At 55.3% G+C, this 18,456-nt stretch carries 13 protein-coding genes, 1 tRNA gene and 1 pseudogene; 3 read left to right on the top strand and 12 right to left on the bottom strand.

Annotated features, from left to right (window positions below; all coding sequences use genetic code 11):
* Positions 1-2: 2 nt before the first annotated feature.
* Positions 3-2,483, bottom strand: coding sequence for a S8 family serine peptidase (locus tag BUE18_RS08475; RefSeq protein ID WP_073474835.1), 2,481 nt, complete (start codon positions 2,481-2,483; stop codon positions 3-5).
* 477 nt (positions 2,484-2,960) lie between these two features.
* On the bottom strand, positions 2,961-3,674 hold the full coding sequence (locus tag BUE18_RS08470) for a CBS and ACT domain-containing protein (protein ID WP_073474833.1): 714 nt from the start codon (positions 3,672-3,674) through the stop codon (positions 2,961-2,963).
* Between the two features lie 528 nt (positions 3,675-4,202).
* On the opposite strand from BUE18_RS08470, the gene BUE18_RS08465 reads away from it, so the two are divergent.
* A tRNA-Arg gene (locus BUE18_RS08465) sits at positions 4,203-4,278 on the top strand.
* Between the two features lie 129 nt (positions 4,279-4,407).
* On the opposite strand, the gene BUE18_RS08460 is transcribed toward BUE18_RS08465, so the two are convergent.
* The 7 genes from BUE18_RS08460 to BUE18_RS08430 all read right to left on the bottom strand — a co-directional run bounded on the left by BUE18_RS08460 (position 4,408) and on the right by BUE18_RS08430 (position 13,585).
* Positions 4,408-5,010: an ankyrin repeat domain-containing protein gene (locus BUE18_RS08460; RefSeq protein ID WP_170868304.1), complete on the bottom strand. Its 603-nt coding sequence runs from the start codon at positions 5,008-5,010 to the stop codon at positions 4,408-4,410.
* Between the two features lie 561 nt (positions 5,011-5,571).
* On the bottom strand, positions 5,572-6,348 hold the full coding sequence (locus BUE18_RS08455; RefSeq protein ID WP_073474830.1) for an acyl-CoA dehydratase activase: 777 nt from the start codon (positions 6,346-6,348) through the stop codon (positions 5,572-5,574).
* Positions 6,349-6,352: 4 nt separating this feature from the next.
* Entirely contained in the window at positions 6,353-7,594 is a 1,242-nt protein-coding gene (locus BUE18_RS08450) for a 2-hydroxyacyl-CoA dehydratase subunit D (RefSeq protein WP_073474828.1), read from the bottom strand.
* Between the two features lie 10 nt (positions 7,595-7,604).
* Positions 7,605-8,708, bottom strand: a complete 1,104-nt coding sequence (locus tag BUE18_RS08445) for a 2-hydroxyacyl-CoA dehydratase subunit D (protein ID WP_073474826.1) — start codon at positions 8,706-8,708, stop codon at positions 7,605-7,607.
* Positions 8,709-8,713: 5 nt separating this feature from the next.
* On the bottom strand, positions 8,714-9,538 hold the full coding sequence (locus tag BUE18_RS08440) for a hypothetical protein (protein WP_073474824.1): 825 nt from the start codon (positions 9,536-9,538) through the stop codon (positions 8,714-8,716).
* Between the two features lie 517 nt (positions 9,539-10,055).
* The gene (locus BUE18_RS08435) at positions 10,056-13,094 is read right to left on the bottom strand and encodes an FAD-dependent oxidoreductase (protein ID WP_073474823.1); all 3,039 of its coding nucleotides are present in this window, start codon (positions 13,092-13,094) and stop codon (positions 10,056-10,058) included.
* A gap of 68 nt (positions 13,095-13,162) precedes the next feature.
* Positions 13,163-13,585, bottom strand: coding sequence for a hypothetical protein (locus tag BUE18_RS08430; protein WP_073474821.1), 423 nt, complete (start codon positions 13,583-13,585; stop codon positions 13,163-13,165).
* Between the two features lie 512 nt (positions 13,586-14,097).
* Between BUE18_RS08430 and BUE18_RS08425 the strand changes: the two genes are divergently transcribed.
* Together BUE18_RS08425 and BUE18_RS08415 are read left to right on the top strand one after the other, a co-directional pair.
* Positions 14,098-14,460, top strand: coding sequence for a DUF1330 domain-containing protein (locus BUE18_RS08425; RefSeq protein ID WP_073474819.1), 363 nt, complete (start codon positions 14,098-14,100; stop codon positions 14,458-14,460).
* Positions 14,461-14,977: 517 nt separating this feature from the next.
* Positions 14,978-15,457 (top strand): CBS domain-containing protein, encoded by a 480-nt coding sequence (locus tag BUE18_RS08415; protein WP_073474815.1) that lies wholly within the window; start codon positions 14,978-14,980, stop codon positions 15,455-15,457.
* A 21-nt stretch (positions 15,458-15,478) separates the two neighbouring features.
* Here the strand turns inward: BUE18_RS08415 and BUE18_RS08410 are convergent, their stop codons facing one another.
* The 3 genes and pseudogenes from BUE18_RS08410 to BUE18_RS28860 form a co-directional block, all read right to left on the bottom strand.
* A complete protein-coding gene (locus tag BUE18_RS08410; protein WP_073474813.1) occupies positions 15,479-15,667 on the bottom strand; it encodes a hypothetical protein in 189 nt (62 codons plus the stop codon).
* Complete coding sequence (locus BUE18_RS08405; protein WP_073474811.1) at positions 15,633-17,675, bottom strand: transglutaminase-like domain-containing protein; 2,043 nt, start codon at positions 17,673-17,675, stop codon at positions 15,633-15,635. Before BUE18_RS08405 ends, BUE18_RS08410 begins: the two co-directional genes overlap by 35 nt.
* A gap of 251 nt (positions 17,676-17,926) precedes the next feature.
* Positions 17,927-18,241 (bottom strand): annotated as a pseudogene (locus BUE18_RS28860) (DUF58 domain-containing protein); the annotation flags it as partial.
* Between the last annotated feature and the right edge of the window lie 215 nt (positions 18,242-18,456).

Raw genomic sequence — 18,456 nt, 5'->3', positions numbered from 1 at the left:
CTTTATTTCCCACCTGCAATGGAAACAGGCAGCCATTCACGTTGGATTAGCGAATCTTCGGCCTTGAACCAAATAAAGATATCATAATCCTGGGCGTATTTGCCGACACTCTTGGGGTTGGTAAGCGTGAGTTCAAAGTCCAGTGTAGACCCCGGCGCCACATCGGTGTATTTTTCGGGAGTAAGGCTTTTAACAAACTCCTCCCCTGTCACCGTTTGCCAGGAGATATCAACAGAGGACTGGATTTCGTTCATGGCCTCCGCAATCTTGTCGGCCATCTCAGCGGAATCGGAGGAAAGGTCAAAAAGAAAGCCCTCCGTGGCGTTCACAACATCCTGCAAATCGCCTTCCGAATCCCCGCTGTCCAATCCAATGACGATTATTTTTTGCTCCTGGAGTTTGGCAAGGGTTTCACCAAAAGTCGGACCGGGATAGGCGGGTTCCTCGCCGCTGTCATGAAAAGGAGCGTCGGTGCTGAGCACTATTATCTTTTGAACCCCCTCCCGCCATCCAACAGGGGTTGGAGGTATATCTCCCGGGTCGTTGTAGGAACCGTCGCCATCCACATCCCTTCCCGAACCCCCGGCGGCCTGATACAGCGCCTCCAATTGTGATTCCGGTGTGTCATTTCCGTTCCTTATGGGTTGATCCAACAGGTTAATGGCGCTTACGACATCCGCCTCCTGATCCGTAATCGACTGAAACAAAATAAAGGCTTCGTCATTGTAGGAGGCGTCTCCGTATGGATCAATGGGGAAGTCAGAAAAGGCTGCTACGCCAAACTGAATGTCCAAGCCCCGGTCGGTCAAGTCTTGAATGATAGTGGCCGCTTTTTCCTGGAATGTATTGATATCGTCACTATAACTACCTGATATATCGGTAATAAAAAGCATATCCACTCCGGAAATGCCTGAGTCCGGGACCTGGACTTGTATAGTAAGTTCCTTTTCTTCGTTCAGTTGCGAAAATGCCTGCTGCGATTCTTTAACCAAAGCCACATCCTGGGTGAGCTTGGCGCTCTTCACCGCCGCACCCATATCGAGGTGCTTTTTGGGAGAATCGCTGGTGGTTACAACCTCCGGAGCCGTAGAGGTGATTATATGCTTGATTTCCGGCGGAGATAGCGTCGTATTGAGGCCTTTCACCAAGCCGCAGGCGCCGGCTACTATGGGAGAAGCGTAAGAGGTGCCGCTGCCAGTGTGGCTGGCTCGAATCACATCCACGCCATCTTGTGCAAAACCAATGTCGTCACCCGGAGCCAGGATATCCACGACATCACCCATTCTGGAAAACCCTGACGCCATTAATAGATCGCTGCCATCAATGCCCAAGGAGGAGCCCACTATGATTGTGTAATTTTGCCACATCTCCTCCATGGTTTGCTCTTCTTGATCATCGGGAAGATCAAAAAGGTCATCGTCATCCTTGTAAGAATCATTTCCGGCCGAAAAAACCAACAGGACGCCTTTCTGCCTGGCTAGCTTAACAGCGGCGTTTTTCCCCTTACGCCATTCCTCCTGCCGGGTTCTTTTACAATCGTCATCAGTGCAGTCATTTGTGCTGGCCCCAATAGAAACATTCACGATATTGGAGCCTTTGTTGATGGCGGTCTTTATTCCTCCTAAAACGTTAGTGAGGGTCATGCTGTGCGACCAGCAAAAATCCGTGAAGGGAACGCACCAGCTTCCCTCCAATTTTCCCACATCCACTAAGACAACTTTGGCGGCCTGATTGACGCCGCGAACATTACTCCCATTGGATTGATCATCGTAATTATCAGCATCGTCCATGTATCCTGCGGCGTACCCCGTGACCCATAACCCATGATATCCTTTGGTTTGGTCCCAAGTATCGTCATCGGTAATGGCGTTCCCTGTGGAGTCGTATCGCTTAAGCCTGCTCTCATCCAAAATTTCCTGTCCTGCCTTGAGGCCGGAATCAACGATCCCAATGGTTACCCCCGCCGACCCTGTGGTGACATCCCAAGCGTCCTCTGCGTTAATCTTGTCAACCCACCAGTCCCCGTCCAAATCAGGAATTGCTGCAACCGCCGAGACGCCGCCAACGACGTTCAGGCCTGCTGCGTCCACGCCATCCATGTCCTCCAAGGCGCCGATCATCCACAATTCATTGTCGGTCTCCACCTGTATAACCAAAAGTTCCAAATCCGACCCAATAATGGTTCCGCCAAGAGACTCAATTTGGGCGACAAGTGCGTCCAATTGCGCCTGAGTAATGTCGCTGGAAACATATACCAGCATCTGGTCGGAAGCCGCCTTGACGTCAGAGCCGTCCACGAGGAAAGTCTCCACCCCTTGGGGCTCCTGAAAGGTGGAGGCTGGCGAAAACACAGCTGCATCGCCTGAATCGCCCCCGCCGCTTACACTTCCATCCCCGTCGCTGCTGCTTGTGGTGGCAACAATGGTCAAAACTCCAAGGATAAGGACAAGAAAAATTCCTACAACCCTAAATATTCTTTGCATCTTTCCCTCCCAAGATTCTGATAAATAATTTGACGCCGCATCGAGCGGCAATGCAAGATTGAACGGTTAAGCGCCAATAAATCTGTGCCCTTATAGGGCGCAGACGAGTCGATCACCCGGAATTTTAAATTTTTGTTAGGAGATGGATTACAAATACCGAAGTTAACGCAGTTTTTCAAGGCATTTTTGACATTGCCTTTCATTTGTCCAAGACCAATTTTTTTTCGTGCCGACGAGTCAAAGCGCTCGCAGAACCAAAGGCCCAAAATCGACCTTTTGAATTGGTTTGACATTTTCATTCATCAGAAAAAAGTCAAGACAACAGAACGAATGGAAAAAAAGCAGAGGCGGGCCTGGCCTTCACACACACAGGAAGGAACGCATCGGGAAGAGGATCGCCCTCTTCCCTAAGACGCCAGGGATAAAACGGGGAAACCTAAGGCCCGCCCGCCCCAAACCGGAAAATTGTTTTTAGCTCTACACAACCTCCGCCGGCTCTGCGTCCACATCCGCTCCCAGGGTCAGGCGAGAACCTTCGGTCTGATCCAGAACGTACAGGATAGTGGCGACTTTGCGCAGTTCATCGAGCAAAGGCTGCAGCAAATTTTTGTCCATGGGCCGGATGCGGATATACACGAACCGGCTTTTCCAGGGCGCCTTTTCCATGGAACTGAGAATGCTCAGGATTCGGCCGTCGTAATCCCGAATGATGTCTGCAACCTCCTTGATGGAGCCGGGCCGGTCGTCCAAAAGAAATCCGAACTGAATGCCCCGATGCCAGGCGCCGGTGAGGGTGATCAGCACCTTGAAAAGCTCGTCCTGGGTGATGGTCCCCATGAGGCGGCCCTTGTCGTCCATGACCGGCGCACCGGAGATTTTCTTCTCCAAAAAAAGCATAGCCGCCTGCTCCACGGTGTCCGTGGGCGCCAAGGTGACGGGGTCCTTGGTCATGACGTCCTTGACTGCTATTTTTTCCTGCAAATAGGCGATTTCATGCCGGGAGAGGGTGGTGGCGTCCGAAGGCGCAGCCCTCTTGAGATCCCGGTCCGTCACGACCCCGACCAGCTTGCCTTTCTTGAGAACAGGCAGGGTGCGGGTGTGGCAGACTTCCATCAGCCGCCTGGCTTCCTTGACCGTGGAGTCGGTGTTGACCGAGACTCCGTCCTGCTTCATCCAATCCTTTATTAGCATGGTCTCACCCCCTTTTCGGGTTGTGAATATTTCGCCGCTGATGGCGCCGGGTGGAATTGGCCCGGGCATGCGCGGGGCTTCCGGCTCTGTTTTCCGCCTTGCCCGGTTAACGCCGCCGGGCTTGCATGACAATGGATATAAGCAGGCTCCGTGCCAGGAGAATATTTCTGCAAACAAGGATTTATCTAATTGATTTTATTCATTATAATAAAAAGTTATGTCAAAGTGCATGCGTCGGTTTTCTTTACACCCCGTTAAAGGAATCGACCGTTTATGAAAATTTTCGCTGAGGCGGCTGCCGAAAGGAGATCGGAGGCCTCTGAAAGCCGGAAAAAAGGCGGATCGCCCTATAGGGCGAGCGATATCGAAGCATTTCCATAAAAGCCCGGATCAATTCTTATTTGGGCTTGACATCAGCGCTAAATATTGCTCTAAAGGCCCGTGCCGGTTGGCTGTTTGTTAGATTTTATTTGCGGACAATCCGGCGCGGCCCGGTTTTTTTCCTATATGGAAGGCCGGGACGAAAAAGCCCCCGTAGCTCAGTGGATAGAGCACAGGATTCCTAATCCTGGTGTCGCAAGTTCGATCCTTGCCGGGGGCGCCATTCTGTTTTTGGATTGTTGTGTATAGATTTATTTTGTTGTATTGCGGCCGGATTCCGCGTTGGAATCCGGCCGTTTTTTTGTGAGGGTTGGAACGCGTTGACTGCCGGATGAATTGCCGCCTTACATAATTATAAACGCACGAGTTCCAGTATTTCAGGCCCGTGAAAACTGTCATCATCTTCATAGAGTACGTCATAGGCGCATTTTCCTGCGTTGTTACGAATAGTCTTGTCCGCCCCTGAGTCCAGCAAATATTGAATTTCCTGCGCTGAAGAAAAACCGTCCATGGCAACGATTAGCGGAGTGTCGCCTTCGCAATCCTGATGGTTGACGTCGGCGCCAGCCTCCACAAGCATTTTAATCAATTCCAATGGAGCGTCATCGACAGCCAACATGAGGATGCTGAAGCCCTCATCATCCTGGGCGTTCACGTCGGCCCCGTGATCTATCAGCAACCTGACGCATTCAAGATTATGCGAGTAATGTACGGCAAGCCCCAATGGCGTAAACTGTGTATCGTCCTCTGCGTTTGGATCGGCCCCGGAATCCAGCAAAAACTGCACCATTTGGGGGCGGCCTTCCTCGGCGGCATGCATCAAAGGGGTTCTGCCGCTTCCGTCCCTGACGTCCACGGGCGTCCCTTTTTGCAAAAAGGATTTCACCGTTCGCATCCTTCCTTGTTGGGCCGCCTGGAAGATGTCCGGCAATAAAAACCGCTTTAGCTGGATCATTTCCCCCCCTTTGTTTGCAAGGCTGTCAATAGCGCCCAAGGCCGGCGCCCATGACATAGTTGTTATCCACAAAAGATGATTGTTATCATATCTATAATGGATAATTGTGTAATTATACCATAAATTTTTTTTAAAATGGAATGCAGATTGATTTTTTTTGCGTACTTCTACGATTAGGGGTTTTTGATGATGCCGCTTCGCGGCGGCAATTTGTTGGGTTTCGCGGGGCTCTATCCAACCTACAATTTTCGGCATGGGAATGAAGAGCAAAAAAATGGCAGGGCAAGCCCTGAAGCTACAGAGCGGAATGATCCCCAGCCGTTATGACATACGATTGCCGCGAATCATCGCCGGTATACATTCCCACGGAGGACCAGGGGAACGAAGACACGCAGAATACGGGAGGTCGCCGGATGCCATTGGCAATCAAGGCGTATGGAAGTGGATCGGCAAGCCTTTTGTGCTTCGCACCCAGGCAACAAACTGCCGTTGCCTGGGGCGCCCAAAAACCGGCGGGGCAAGCCCTGCGCGTCCCAAAGGCGCCCCCAACTTGTTTTATATCTATTCCCTTTCCAACCCCATGGCCGTCAGGGCCGCGCCCAGGGCGCCGGTCATGCGGGGATTTTCAGGGACTAACACCGTGTGCCCGGCAGCCATGGACAGTTTTTTCACCATCCCGGAATTCTTGGCCACTCCGCCGGTCATGACAATATCCGGCTCGGGATTCATCCGCTGCATCTGGCTGGCCAGGCGGTTGACAATGGATTTGTGAATGCCGTTGATAATGTCCTCCACCGGGACGGCTCTGGCCACCAGGGATATGACCTCCGATTCGGCGAACACCGTGCACATGCTGCTGATGGAAATTTCCTCGGCGCTTTTTTCCGACAGCGGCCCCAGGTCGTCCAATTCGACCTCCAAAGCCCGGGCCATGACTTCCAAAAACCTGCCGCTGCCGGCCGAGCATTTGTCGTTCATGACAAAGTCGATCACATTGCCTTTGGGGCCGATGCGGATGACCTTGCTGTCCTGGCCTCCCACGTCCACGATAGTCCTGACCTGGGGAAAAAGATGCAGCACGCCCCGGGCGTGGCAGGTGATTTCCGTCACCACCTTATGGGCGAAAGGCGCGCTCACCCGGCCGTAGCCCGTGGCCACGATCCGGTGGGGCGGAGCGTCCAGCCCCGCCTTTTCCACAGCTGAGTCCAAAACCGCCTGAGCCGCCTTGGCGCTGTTTGCGCCCGTGGGCCGCATGTCCGCAGCGACAATTTCGCCTGACTCGTTCAGAATCACGCATTCGGTGGATGTGGAGCCTATGTCTACGCCTGCAAAAAACATCCCCTTACCTCCTGGCCTCATCAATGCTTTCCAGCAGCGCCTCCAGGCGCACGAAGGCGGTTTCCTCGCTGTACTTCCGCTCGTCTGCGTGATCCACGTCGATCATGACCGTTGGCACGCCCAGTTCCTCCTGCACGTAGCGCTGCTGGTCCATTTGCATGAGCGAATACACCTTGCAACTCCGGTTGGAGGCGAAAACCACGCCGTCTATATCCATTTCCTCGATGGCCTGTTTCATGGCCTGGCCCCTGAGCTGCAGCCCATGGGGGCAGATGGTGAAATTCTGCACCCTCGCCATGCCTTCCAATGGGGAGAGGGATGCAAACTCCAGCGGGTCCAGGCTCCCTTCCAGGCTGCCGATGCAATAGGTGTATGACGCGGCGATGATGTTGGCGTCCAGCGCTCCCAGGCGGGAGGACATTTTGCGCAACTGGTGCCAGGGCGCTATGTTATCCCACAAAAGGCGGTATTTTTCGTTGGGCGCGGGAACAATCCCCTGGTCAACGCGCGCTTCCGTTTCGTCGGCCAAAAAGCGGTAATGCTCGGCCAGTTCCGGCGTCCCCCGCATGGTCAGGGTGGGCGCCATCTGGACGAAGGAGTCAAAGGCCGTAATCCCCGAAGGCTTGTTTTTGGCCGCCGCCAGAAAACGCCGCCAATGCTTGGCGGCTTCCACGGAGTTTTCCCAGGCCTGGGCCATTTTTTCCGGGTTGAACTTCTGGCCGGAGAGTTTTTCCACGGTCTGAATCAAGTCCTGAAACTGGCTGACGATGTATTCCATGTCCCGCTGCTTTTGCGGCTGGTAGCAAAACGGAATATCCAGGATGAAATGGGGGATGTCCCACTCCCGATGGTACACGTCAAACCACTTGGCCAGCAAGGTGCAGTTGTTGTTATTGGAGACCAGCAGGTCCGGCTTGGGCAGGCCGCCCGCCGGGGAGTCCGCGCCCTGGTTGAAGTGGCAGCCCATGTCGATGCGTGCGTAGGAGCACAGGTCCATGGAGTATCCCAGATTTTCCGCCTTTTCGCACAAAGAGACGCCCACGCCTTTTCCCGCGCACAGGGCGGAATGGCTTTCGGGCACGCAGTAGATTACGTTATCAAAACCCGCAAAAATCTCCGCAGGAACGATAATGGCGATCCACACCACAAAGGCGCCTTGCTGGGCCTTGACGATATTGTCCATATAGCCGTTGGTGATAAGCCGGGTCAGCCGTTTTCCCGCATCCGTTTTGACAAATTGAGCCATGCCGCCCTCCTTATTTCTCGATCATTTCCGCAAAGGCTTCTATGCGGGTTTTCATGGAGCCCAGGTTTTGCTCGTCGCCCAGGGAGAACTCCAGGCTAAGCACGCCGATTCCCTTGGCCTTGAGCGCTTTTTCCACGTAGGGCAGTTCAAAATACTCGTGTTCGCAAAACTTCTCCCCGGCGAATATCCAAGCCCCGGCGCGGCAATCCTCCAGCATGGATTCCAGGGCGGGCAGGCGTCTGTCCGCCGTGGGCAGAAGCGTTGTGCAGGGAAAATGGTTTTCGTAAAAATCCGCATAATAAGCAGCCGGGTCTTTACTCGGCGTTGGAGAATACGCCCAGGCCCGATGCATGTTGGCGAGGTCGGCGCCCACAATCGTCAGCCCCGCGCCTTCCATGGCCTTCAGGATTTCCGGCGGAGGCGGCAGGATGCCGCTGATTGCCACCCGCGAGCCCGCCGGCGCCGGAGTCTTTTGCTCGCAGGCGCCGCAAAAGTCCTGCAAGGCGGCTATCTGATCCTCCACCAGCATGAAATTCAGCTTGCCGCAAAGCTCCGCCAATTCAGAAAACAAGGCCTTGCCTTCCCCGGCGAACTTCTGGGCCTTTTGCATGAGCCCGCGCATCTCAGCGTACAGGTTCACGCTCTTTTCAAAGGCGTCGGGATCGAATTTTACGGAGAACGCCGCCTCCAGCCAGGCGATCAGGCCGTCCAGGCGATCTTTCAAATATTCCCTGGCGCCGCGTCTCTCCATGGAAACGGCAGGGACATGGAAGGTGTGCAGCGGCAAAGCCGCATCCTTTGCCAGGCCCCGGCCAATGATTTCCGGCAGGTTCCGCAAGGTGTCGCACGCGTTGTACATCAACAGGCCGTCCAGAGTCTCCCCCGCGTCCTGCAAGACGAACTCCACAAGATATCTGCCCACGGAGCATGCGTAATTCTGCAAGTGTTTGTCAGCCAGGGGAACCTGAGGGAAATAGGGCTTGAATCCCCACAGCACCGCCGGGGCGATTCCCAGGGAGTGGATCAATTCCAAAGGCGGATACAAGGGGAAGCAGCCCAGCACGGGCTTGCCTGCATCATGCAGGGCTTTTAATTGGCTTTGTATGGCGTTCAATGGCTTTACACTCCTTCCAGTTCCATGTGGGAGGGGGATTGGGAAAAACGCAGGCCAAAAGCCTCTCGCTCCCAGACGTCCTTGCCGATTTTATTATATTCCAGCATGGCCCCGGCCAGCTTCATGCGATGGACCGGAGGCATTATTTCTTCAGGCAGCAAAGGATCCTTAACCAGCATGTGCACCGTTTCCGTGCCCACCAGATAGGTTTCCATAAGCGCGCTCTCCGGCGGCAGGCCTTGGATGCGGGCCTTGCTTTTTTCAATGCGTTCCAGAGCTTGTTCCATGTCCCGAACCAGCTCTTCCACGGGCCAGAGAATTTTTTGCCACTGGACCGCGGTTTTTTCCGAAAAGTCGCGGCCGACAAACAATTCTCCGGCCGGGTCCATGCCCTGGTGCACAAGCAGCTTTTTAAGGGAAGTCAAGTCCATGGTCAGATTGGCGGGCCGCACCCACAAACCGGGCAAACCTTCCCGAAATCCCGGAAGCTCCAGGGCCTTGGCGTTTTTCTTCCGGCGCCCCGCGGTTCCGTTAGGGGCCAGGCAGCAAATCCACGCCCCGTCCCATTCCTTCACCCGAGCCTCACCCTGTTTCCAGGCGTTGACAAACCGGCTGATGGGCGTGTCCATGTCTTTAATGCGATATAACCCCCGTTCGTCGTTTTCCAAACGCCCGTCCCGCACCAACCGGGCCGTCGTCACCCGTATAACGTTGCCGGTAAACCCGAACAACTTGCCGATGGCGATCATGTCCTTGATGGGCATGGCCTTGTTATCCGAGACGTGCAGGATGCTGACGATGAGAATTTTCGGGGTGATTTTCCAGTTCATTGGCTTCTTTCCCAAAAAAGGAAAAAGGCGATCGCATGGAAAATCAATATTACAATATATTATCTATGTCAACTTATTTTGTAATAAATACCTCCAGCAGCACCATCCGTTTCCGTCTATTGGATTAACCCCATGAGCATTAGCCATGCTGGAGCGATAAAAGGCGACAAAAAGCTAATGTGGGGTTTCACAGGGCGCTGCTTAACCTAGAATTTTTAGCGCCGGAATGATGGGGGGTTGCGGGATGCAGTTTGCAATAGAGGCGTGGTGAAGTGGATCGGCAAACCTTTTGAGCTTCGCACCCAGGCAAAAAACTGCCGTTGCCTGGGCCGCCCAAGAACCGGGCGGGGCAAGCCCGGCCTCTATAAAAACAACGGGCGCGGCAAGCAGCGCCCCTGCGGCAAAAACGCTTCTTGTACGGAGCGCCGTATAAAAGGTTTTGACCCAAATATTTCAAAAGTCGGCCGCCGGAGGCTGGCTGCCAAGCAGCCAGCCTCCGGCGGTTTTTTCTATTCGCTTACACCGCGCACATCTCGCGGATTTGGGCCAGGATCTGATCCGTATCAAATCCCTGGAGGTGCAGGGCGCCGGACCGGCAGGAAGCCACGCACTGGCCGCAGCCTTTGCACAGGACCGGGTTGATCTCAGCCTTGCCTGCGTTGGGTCCTTCCTTCACCATGGAAGGCGCGCTGTAAGGACAAGTGCTCACGCATACCATGCAGGATGAGCAGAACCTGGGATCCACCTTGGCCACGTTGGCGCTGGTGTTGATGGACTTGCGCGACAACAGGGTGACTGCCGCCGAGGCCGCCGCCTGGGCCTGGGCCACGGCTTCGTCAATGGGCTTGGGATAATGGGCCAGGCCGCACAGGAAAACGCCGTCCGTGGCGAAGGAGGAAGGCGCCAGCTTGACGTGGGCTTCCACAAAGAATCCCTGGTCGTTCAAGGGCAGCTTGAACTGCTGGGCCAGCCTTTCGTCGTTATAGGGAACCACGGCGGAAGCGAGAGTCAGCAAATCCGCCTTGATAGCCAGGGGCAGGCCTGCGATGGGGTCCCGCACCTCAATGGTGAGGCTGGAGTCGCCGGCGCTGACCTTGGGCTTGTCATCCACGCTGTAGCGGATGAAAATCACGCCTTTTTCCCGGGCTTCCTTGTACAGGTTTTCCCGCTCTCCGTAGGTGCGGATATCGCGGTACAGGACGTAAACCTGCATGTCGGGATTCATTTCCTTTAGATGCAGGGCGCTCAGCACGGAATGGGTGCAGCACAGGCGGGAGCAATAGGGCCTGCTGGGCTCGCGGGAGCCAACGCACTGGATGAAAACCGCGGTTTCGGCGTTTTTGACGACCGCATCGTTTTCAATCATCTTGCGATCCATTTCCTGGCCCGTGAGAATCCGGGGATCCTGGCCGTAGAGATATTCCGTGGGCTCAAGTTCATAAGCGCCCGTAGCGACGATGGTCACGCCGTGATCAAGGACGTATTCGCCCTGGTCATTTTTAACGGTAGACTGGAAGGCGCCCACAAAGCCGGTCACGTCGGCCAGTTCGGCGTTCAGATGCACCGTGATGTTGGGATCGTCCTCCACTTCCTGGATCATCCGCCCCAGCTTTTCCTGGATGTCCTCGTGCTTGGCGGTCTTGAACAGGCTTCTGGCCTGACCGCCCAGGCTGGAGTCGCGCTCCACGATGGAGGTTTCGTAGCCCTGGGCCGAAAGCGCCTGGGCCGCCGCAATGCCGGAGATGCCGCCGCCGATCACCATGGCGTGCTGGTTGATCAGCAGTTGCGACTCTTCCAATGGCGAGAGCAGGGCCACCTTGGCCACCGCCATACGCAGGAGGTCCTTGGCTTTTTCCGTGGCTTTTTTGGGATCGTCCTTGTGAACCCAAGAGTCCTGGTTGCGGATGTTCACGAACTCGAACAGGTATTTGTTCAACCCGGCTGCTGACAGGGTTTCCTGGAATAAGGGCTCGTGGGTCTTGGGAGAGCAGGCCGCCACGACGATGCGGTTGAGACCCTTCTCCTTGATGAGCTTGGTCATGGCGTCCTGGGTGTCCTGGGAGCAGGAGTACAGGTTGTCGTCGGAGAATTCCACATAAGGCAGGGTTGCTGCGTAATCCCGCACAGCCGGAACGTCCACCACGCCGCCGATGTTGATGCCGCACTGGCACACGAACACGCCCACGCGGGGAGGCTCGCCCTTGATATTGACCTCGGGAGGCATTTCGGTTTTTACGGTCAGGGTGTCGCGGCTGGCTGTGAGGGCCGAGCCCGCCATGAGGGCGGCGCTGCCCGCTTCCACCACAGACTGGGGGATGTCCTTGGGGCCTGCGAAGGCGCCGCACAGGTAAATGCCGTCCACGTTGGAGGCGACAGGAGAGAAGGAGTCCACCAGGCCGAATCCGCCGGGGGTGAGCTCCACGCCCATCTTGCCGGCCAGTTCCCGAAGCGGATCGGAAATTTCCAGACCTACGGACAGGACGACCAAGTCGTACTCATCGTTCAGCACATTGCCGTCTTCGTCCACGTACCGCAGATTAAGATCCCCGGTTTCGGCATTGGGATCGATGGTGTGGACGCGGGCTCGTTTGAAGTCTACGCCGTGCTTGTCACGGGCTTCGTTGTAGCAGTCTTCAAAGCCTTTGCCATGGGTCCGCATGTCCATGTAGAACACCGAGCAGTCCAGTTCGTACGGCGCGTGCTCCTTGGCGATGATAGCCTGTTTGATGGCGTACATGCAGCAGACGGACGAGCAATAGGAATTGCCGCACCGGTTGATATCGCGGGAGCCCACGCATTGGAGCCAGGCTATCCTCAGGGGCTCCTTGCTGTCCGAAGGCCTCACCAGATGGCCGCCCGTGGGGCCGGAAGCGGACAAGATGCGCTCGAACTCCAGGGAGGTCATGACGTTTCTGCTTTGGTGCATGGCGTAGGCGTCGATGCCCTTGGGGTCGAAAGCGGAAAAGCCGGGCGCCAGAATTACGGAGCCCACGTGGATGTCCAGGATTTTTTCCTTGTCGTCGTACAGGATGGCGCCTGCGGGGCACACCCTTTCGCAGTTGCCGCATTTGTCCTTGGTCAGCTTGAGGCATTGCTCGGGGTCGATGGCGAATTTCAAAGGCACGGCCTGGGGATAGGGCACATAGATAGCCTTGCGTTTGATGAGGCCCTGGTTGTATTCGTCCGTGACCTTTTTGGGGCATTTGGCCGCGCATTGGCCGCAGGCGATGCATTTTTCCGTATCCACGTAACGGGGCGCCTGACGGATGTTCACGGTAAAGTCGCCCTTTGCGCCCTCTATGCCCTGGATTTCCGCCAGAGTGATCAATTCGATGTTGGGATGCCTGCCCACCTCCACCAGTTTGGGGCTCATGATGCACATGGAGCAGTCATTGGTTGGGAAGGTCTTGTCCAACATGGCCATGACGCCGCCGATGGAAGCGGTTTTCTCCACCATATACACCTTGTACCCGGACTGAGCCAAATCCAGAGAAGCCTGAATGCCTGCAATGCCTCCCCCAACCACCATTACAGATCCCACAACATCATTAGACATGGTTTGTCTCCTTTTATCCAAATCTTTCCGTAGGGGCTTTCGAGCCCCGGTTCGCCGAATTTCCGCAATCAACCGTTATGCAGCCAAACGGGAGGAGAAGCGTCTCCCTCGTCACCCTTCCCGCCGTTGATGATTTTGAAAGGCCGCTTTTTCCGCTTAAACTCCTGGATGGAATCAAGCTGAAACAGCAAATCCTGGCACTCGGGCCTGAAAAACCGGGCCTTGCCCTTTTTTTCAGGATGAATGTTCTCCGAGTAATACTCGAACAGGAAAACGCCCGGCCCCAGTTTATCCAGGGAACGGGCGATGTTGAGCGCCAGGGAGTAATAGTCGCCTATCTCCACATCTCCGTGGACGACCTTGCACAGCATGCGGCGTATCTGTCGATACAACGCCGGATCGCCCGCAATGGCCCTGTCCGCGGCCTCCAGCATCTGGTCGCGCAGTTCCAATAACTCAGCAGTTGTTATAGGCTTGTCGCCCTCATCCATGAGCCTGATTCCCTCCTTCGGGGCTGTTCGCCCGACTGCCGGCTTGAGCCGCTGAACCATTGGCGGCCTGAATACCGGCGATGCGAGGCCTTGGCGCCTTAACCGCCGTCTGCCCCGAAATCCGAACCAGGACTATAGGGTGCGCACGCCGAACCCGGGCGGCGCATGGTCCCGGCCTCATGTAAAGCCGGGCGAATAGGGGTGATATTGAAAGGATTGAGATTTGATATAAGAAGGCATAGTCTGCTTCCGCATGGGTTAATCGGCCAAAATTCCGTGGCAGTGAGAATAAAGGGGGGCATGGAAAAAGTCAAGAATCTATTTGATATTTTGATATTAAGAATAGATAGATACAATATAAACCTTCCCTTGCAAAATAGAATTTCAATAACGGATTTTCAACACGATCGTATAACTCACTCTTGCAATGGGAGAGCCCTTGATATTATGATGCGGCTCGAAACGCATGGACAGGATGAACAATTCAACTTTGACGACTCAGGAGGAGACGCATGGCTTTTATCGAACCCACCGGACAGCAGTTGAAGGAACTTTCCCAGATGAAGCACGAAGGCCCCATTGTGATGGTCAACCTGCTTAAATTGAAAAAGGAGGGCGGCCAGGAATCCTACGCCAAATATTCCGACGCCACGCTCAAGCTGGTGCAGAAGATCGGCGGCCGGGTCATTTATTTCGGCAAGTACATGATGCCGGTGATCGGGGACGGCGATTGGGACGGGGTTTTGTTGGTGGAATATCCTTCCATCGAGGCCTTTTTCGAGATGGTGAACTCGCCTGAATACAAGGCGACCGTGCATCACCGGAGCGAGGCTTTAGAGGATTCCCGCTTGTGGGCCACCAAGCCCGTTGCGTGATTGCTTCGCTCAACGAGAGCCTCCCTTGGCGTGCAGAGCACGCTTGGCAGGGCAAGCCCTGCAACTACAGAACAAATTCAACCATTGCAGTCACTTGAGCAAGCCTGCCGCAGCATGCAATGCCGGGGGCCGATAGGCCAATAATGACCCCGAACGGTGGCGCGGCCCAGGACAATGGACTGTTGCGAACCGAAATTGATCCTTGAAACGGGCGGCCCAGGCAGCGTCATTTCCTGCCTGGCTGCCCATCCATTCCAAATTGCTCCATGCCGAGCCGTTGAATGGTTCTGCAGCATTGCCCCGTCTTTTTTTGCTCGCGCTATTATCGAGTTGTGGGTGAAGGGCGGGGATGTCTCCGGCGGGGCTCTGAACACTGATTTCAATCTTAATCTGATTTTGCCTTGAGACCTTTATACAGGTTATAATCCATCCGTCCGCTTTATCAAAAGAAATACTCCACGCCATCCGGCGTTCATTCGCCGGGTTAAACTCTTTTTTTCTGGAGGAGGAGGAAATTATGAAGCTGACCGCCAAAGACGTGATGTATTTGGAATACGAAACCATCTCCATGGACGCGCCGGTCATGGAGGCTGTGGAAAGAATCGCCCACGGCAAGGTCAGGGAATCGGGCTACAAAACCATCAGCCTGATAGTCACCGATCCCGTGGGGGGAATGGCCGGCGTCATTTCCATGGTGGACATCCTGTACAACCTGCGGCCCCCGTTCTTTAATTATATGGAGGACAACGCCGGCATGGATATGGATGACATTACGCCTTATATTGAACGATTCAAGGGTTTAAGCGTGCGGCATGTCATGAGCACTCAGGCTTCCACGGCTGAAGCGGACGAACACATCCTGGTCCTGGTGGATCGCATGGTGCGGAAGAAAATCCGCCGCCTACCGGTTTTGGAAAACGGAACCGTAATCGGAGTGGTTTACATTCACGAGGTCTTTCAGAGATTGTGCAAGGACTGGCTGGGCATTGCAGTTTAGCCGCCCTGGCGGGCTAAGCGCCTACTCGTCTTCAAACACGCAGGAGTCTTCTATGTAATCCTCGAAAGCCTCCTGGTACTCCTCAAAAGGGTAGGATTTGTTGCAGGATTTGCAAACCACCTTGGAGTTTTCGCATTTGCCCGCGATGGAGGTTTCGCCTCCGCATTCAATGCATTTAGGGCTGAAGGTCGTTTCCGAAATTTTGGTCATGGTCCTTTTCCTTTCTTGCGTCCATGCCCCGGGTATAACTCTCCAGCCACTCTTTGGCAAGAGCTGCAAGCCGGCGGCGATCATTTTCATCCAACCCTGCGGGGTCGAAGCGATATCTATAGTGCAAATGAATGATCTCCCGGAGAACGTCAACCTTTAAGCGGCCCGGAGCGTGGCTCCCAAGCCGAAGCGCCCATTGGTTGAGGTTTTCCCCTTGCCGCCGGGAATACCCCTGGGCGTTAAGCATTTCCTCTATGGGATAAAACTCGGAGTCCCCGCCCTGCAAATCCGGCATAGGGCTTTCTTCCCCCGATTTTTTATCCTTTTCCACCCGCTCCTTTCTATACAGCCTCCAAACGAGAAAGGCCGCCAGGGGGATCAGCCCCCACAGCAGATAATCCGTGAGGCTTCGCCCCGTCCCATCCCCTTGCAGGCGTTTTAAGGATATGCGCCACCACAGGTTGGAAAAGGCGTCAAAAACCCCTTGAAAAAAGGACTCGCCTCTTTTCTCCTCTTCCGCCCAGATCGACGGGGTGGAGTCCACGTCCCGCCACCGGCCTTCCACATACGCCAGAGTCCAGGCGTGGGCGTGGCGCGCCCTTACAAGCCACTGGCCGTCCGGTCCGGGTTCTATAACGGCGTATCCCGTGGCGTACCGGGCTGGTATCCCGGCATTGCGCAGAAACAGGGCCGTGGCCGCGGCGAAAAACTCGCAATGCCCTTTTTTGCTGTCCAGGAGAAACCGGGCCAAAGCGGCGTCCCTTCCCCCCTTTCCGTCAAGATCCAGGGTGTATTTAAAATGATCCAAAAAATACTCCTGGATAATGCGGACTTTTTCCAAATCAGTCTCCCCTTCCAGGGGCAGGGAGGCAACCTGCGAGGAGATAAGCGAAGCGATTTCCAAGGGAATGCGCATGTCCTCCGGGCCCGGAGGCTTGAGCAGGTCAGGGCCGTCTCCGTATCGCACTTTAAATACGGCCAGGCGGGGCGCAAAATCCACCACAACCGCCCCGTAATGATTGCGTTCCAGGGTTCGGGATTTTAGCCCCTGGATTTCATAAGTCCCGGCGGGCAGGCTCAACAGGCCCTCCCCGTCTTTCAGAAACATGGATATGACCGTTTCCCGGCTGGAGTCCGGCGCATCGCCAAAAAACCAAAGGTCTTTGGCGTTGTCGTAGGGAGAGGGGTAAAAGTCCGCATCGCGAGCCGTCCAGTTGCCCGAAAAATAGGCGTTATAAGAAGCGGAGCGCAACAGGGCGGGAACACGCTCCCCCGGCTTGGATAAAATGCGCATGACAATGCGATGGGACAGCTTAAGTCGGCCCATGTCCCCCAGATGGGTAAAGGTTCTGTACGCGTCTTCCTTGGTTTCCAGAGAATCGCCGTACCAGTCCAAAAACGCCTGCTCTACATATCCTTGCAAGGTATGAAGCCCGTTCTGCGCTGCATACCCTGCCCCGGCCGCCAGTAGAATCAAGGGAATCCACAGGCTCCGGCGGTATCGTCTGGGCCGGGTTTTCCATAAAGCCCAAACCGACAACACAAGAAACCCCATAAAAAAGGTCGTCCTGGCGTTGGCGGCGCTGGCCGATAGCACGCAGGCCAGGGCGAAAGGCAGGCCGATGTCCACCACCTTGCGCGGCGCCTCGGGGTCCTTCTTCCGCTTCTGGCGGGCGGAGTAGAACAAGGCGCTGGAGTCGATGCCGCCGGCCACTCCGTAATACTGGCAAGCCAGCAAAGGGAAAAACGGGATGGGAATCTGTTGGAGCAAATCCAACAAGGTCTGGGAAGAGGCGTCCTGGCTGAAACGGTATATTAGCAAGGCCATGAATAAAATTGCGCAAATGTCGGCGGCCTTGTTGAGATCCTTGGCTGTAAAGGTCCATCTCCAGGGCAGAAAGATGGAAGCCTCGATGACAACCGCCATGACAGCGCCAATAATCGGCATGTTGGTCTGCCACCCCCAAAAAAGCAGCGTGGCGCCTAAAAACAAGCGGGGGGTTTTCATAGCTTCGCCAAATCCTCCGCCATGGAATCAACATGTATAAAGCGGCATTCTCCCCCGTCCTCATCCTGGTCTGCGGCCTTATCCGTAATGACCAGAGCCAGCGCCGGGATGCTCCGGGCTTTCAGCTCCCTTACGAAATTGCGCCTTTCCTCGTCCCAGGCCAGGAGCACGCAAATCACTCCGCTAAGCGCCGAAGCGCGCTGCAATACGGCGGGAGGCAGGACGGAAAAGGGCTTGCCCGCGACAGGATTTACGGAGGCCAGCACTTCCAGCATAAGGCTTTCATGGCCCATGCCCCGGCCCGTGGTAAAGCAATAGGCTTTGGCGCCCACGAACATCAGGTCCAGCAGGCTTTCCTTGGTTTGCACGGAGCTGGCGAAGGAAGCCGCCGTGGACACCGCCTCTTCAAAAATCAGGGAGGAGCGGCCTTCCGGAAATGTATCCAGCACCAGGGCGTGGCGCACGAAAAACTCCTCCTGATATTCCTTGATGATGGGCTTGCCGGTTTTGGCCCAGCTTCGCCAATGAATGCGCCGGAGAGGATCCCCGGGCTGGTAATCCCGCATGGACAGGAACTCCTCGGAATCCCCCACGGAATGGGCGATGGAAAAGCCTCCGGGCTGCCTTTTTCGCACGCTCGGTAAATGGATGGGCGGCAGCTCGTATCGTCTGGGCAGGATCAATGCCGATTGCTTGCGGGAAACCCGTTTGAACGAGTTGATCAGATTAAACGGGTCGGGGCGGACAATGGCGACGTCCAGAAAGTCTAAACGCCCGCGGG

It is taken from the genome of Desulfatibacillum alkenivorans DSM 16219, assembly GCF_900142135.1.
Lineage (GTDB): Bacteria > Desulfobacterota > Desulfobacteria > Desulfobacterales > Desulfatibacillaceae > Desulfatibacillum > Desulfatibacillum alkenivorans.
This window is presented reverse-complemented; position numbering and strand designations above follow the sequence as displayed.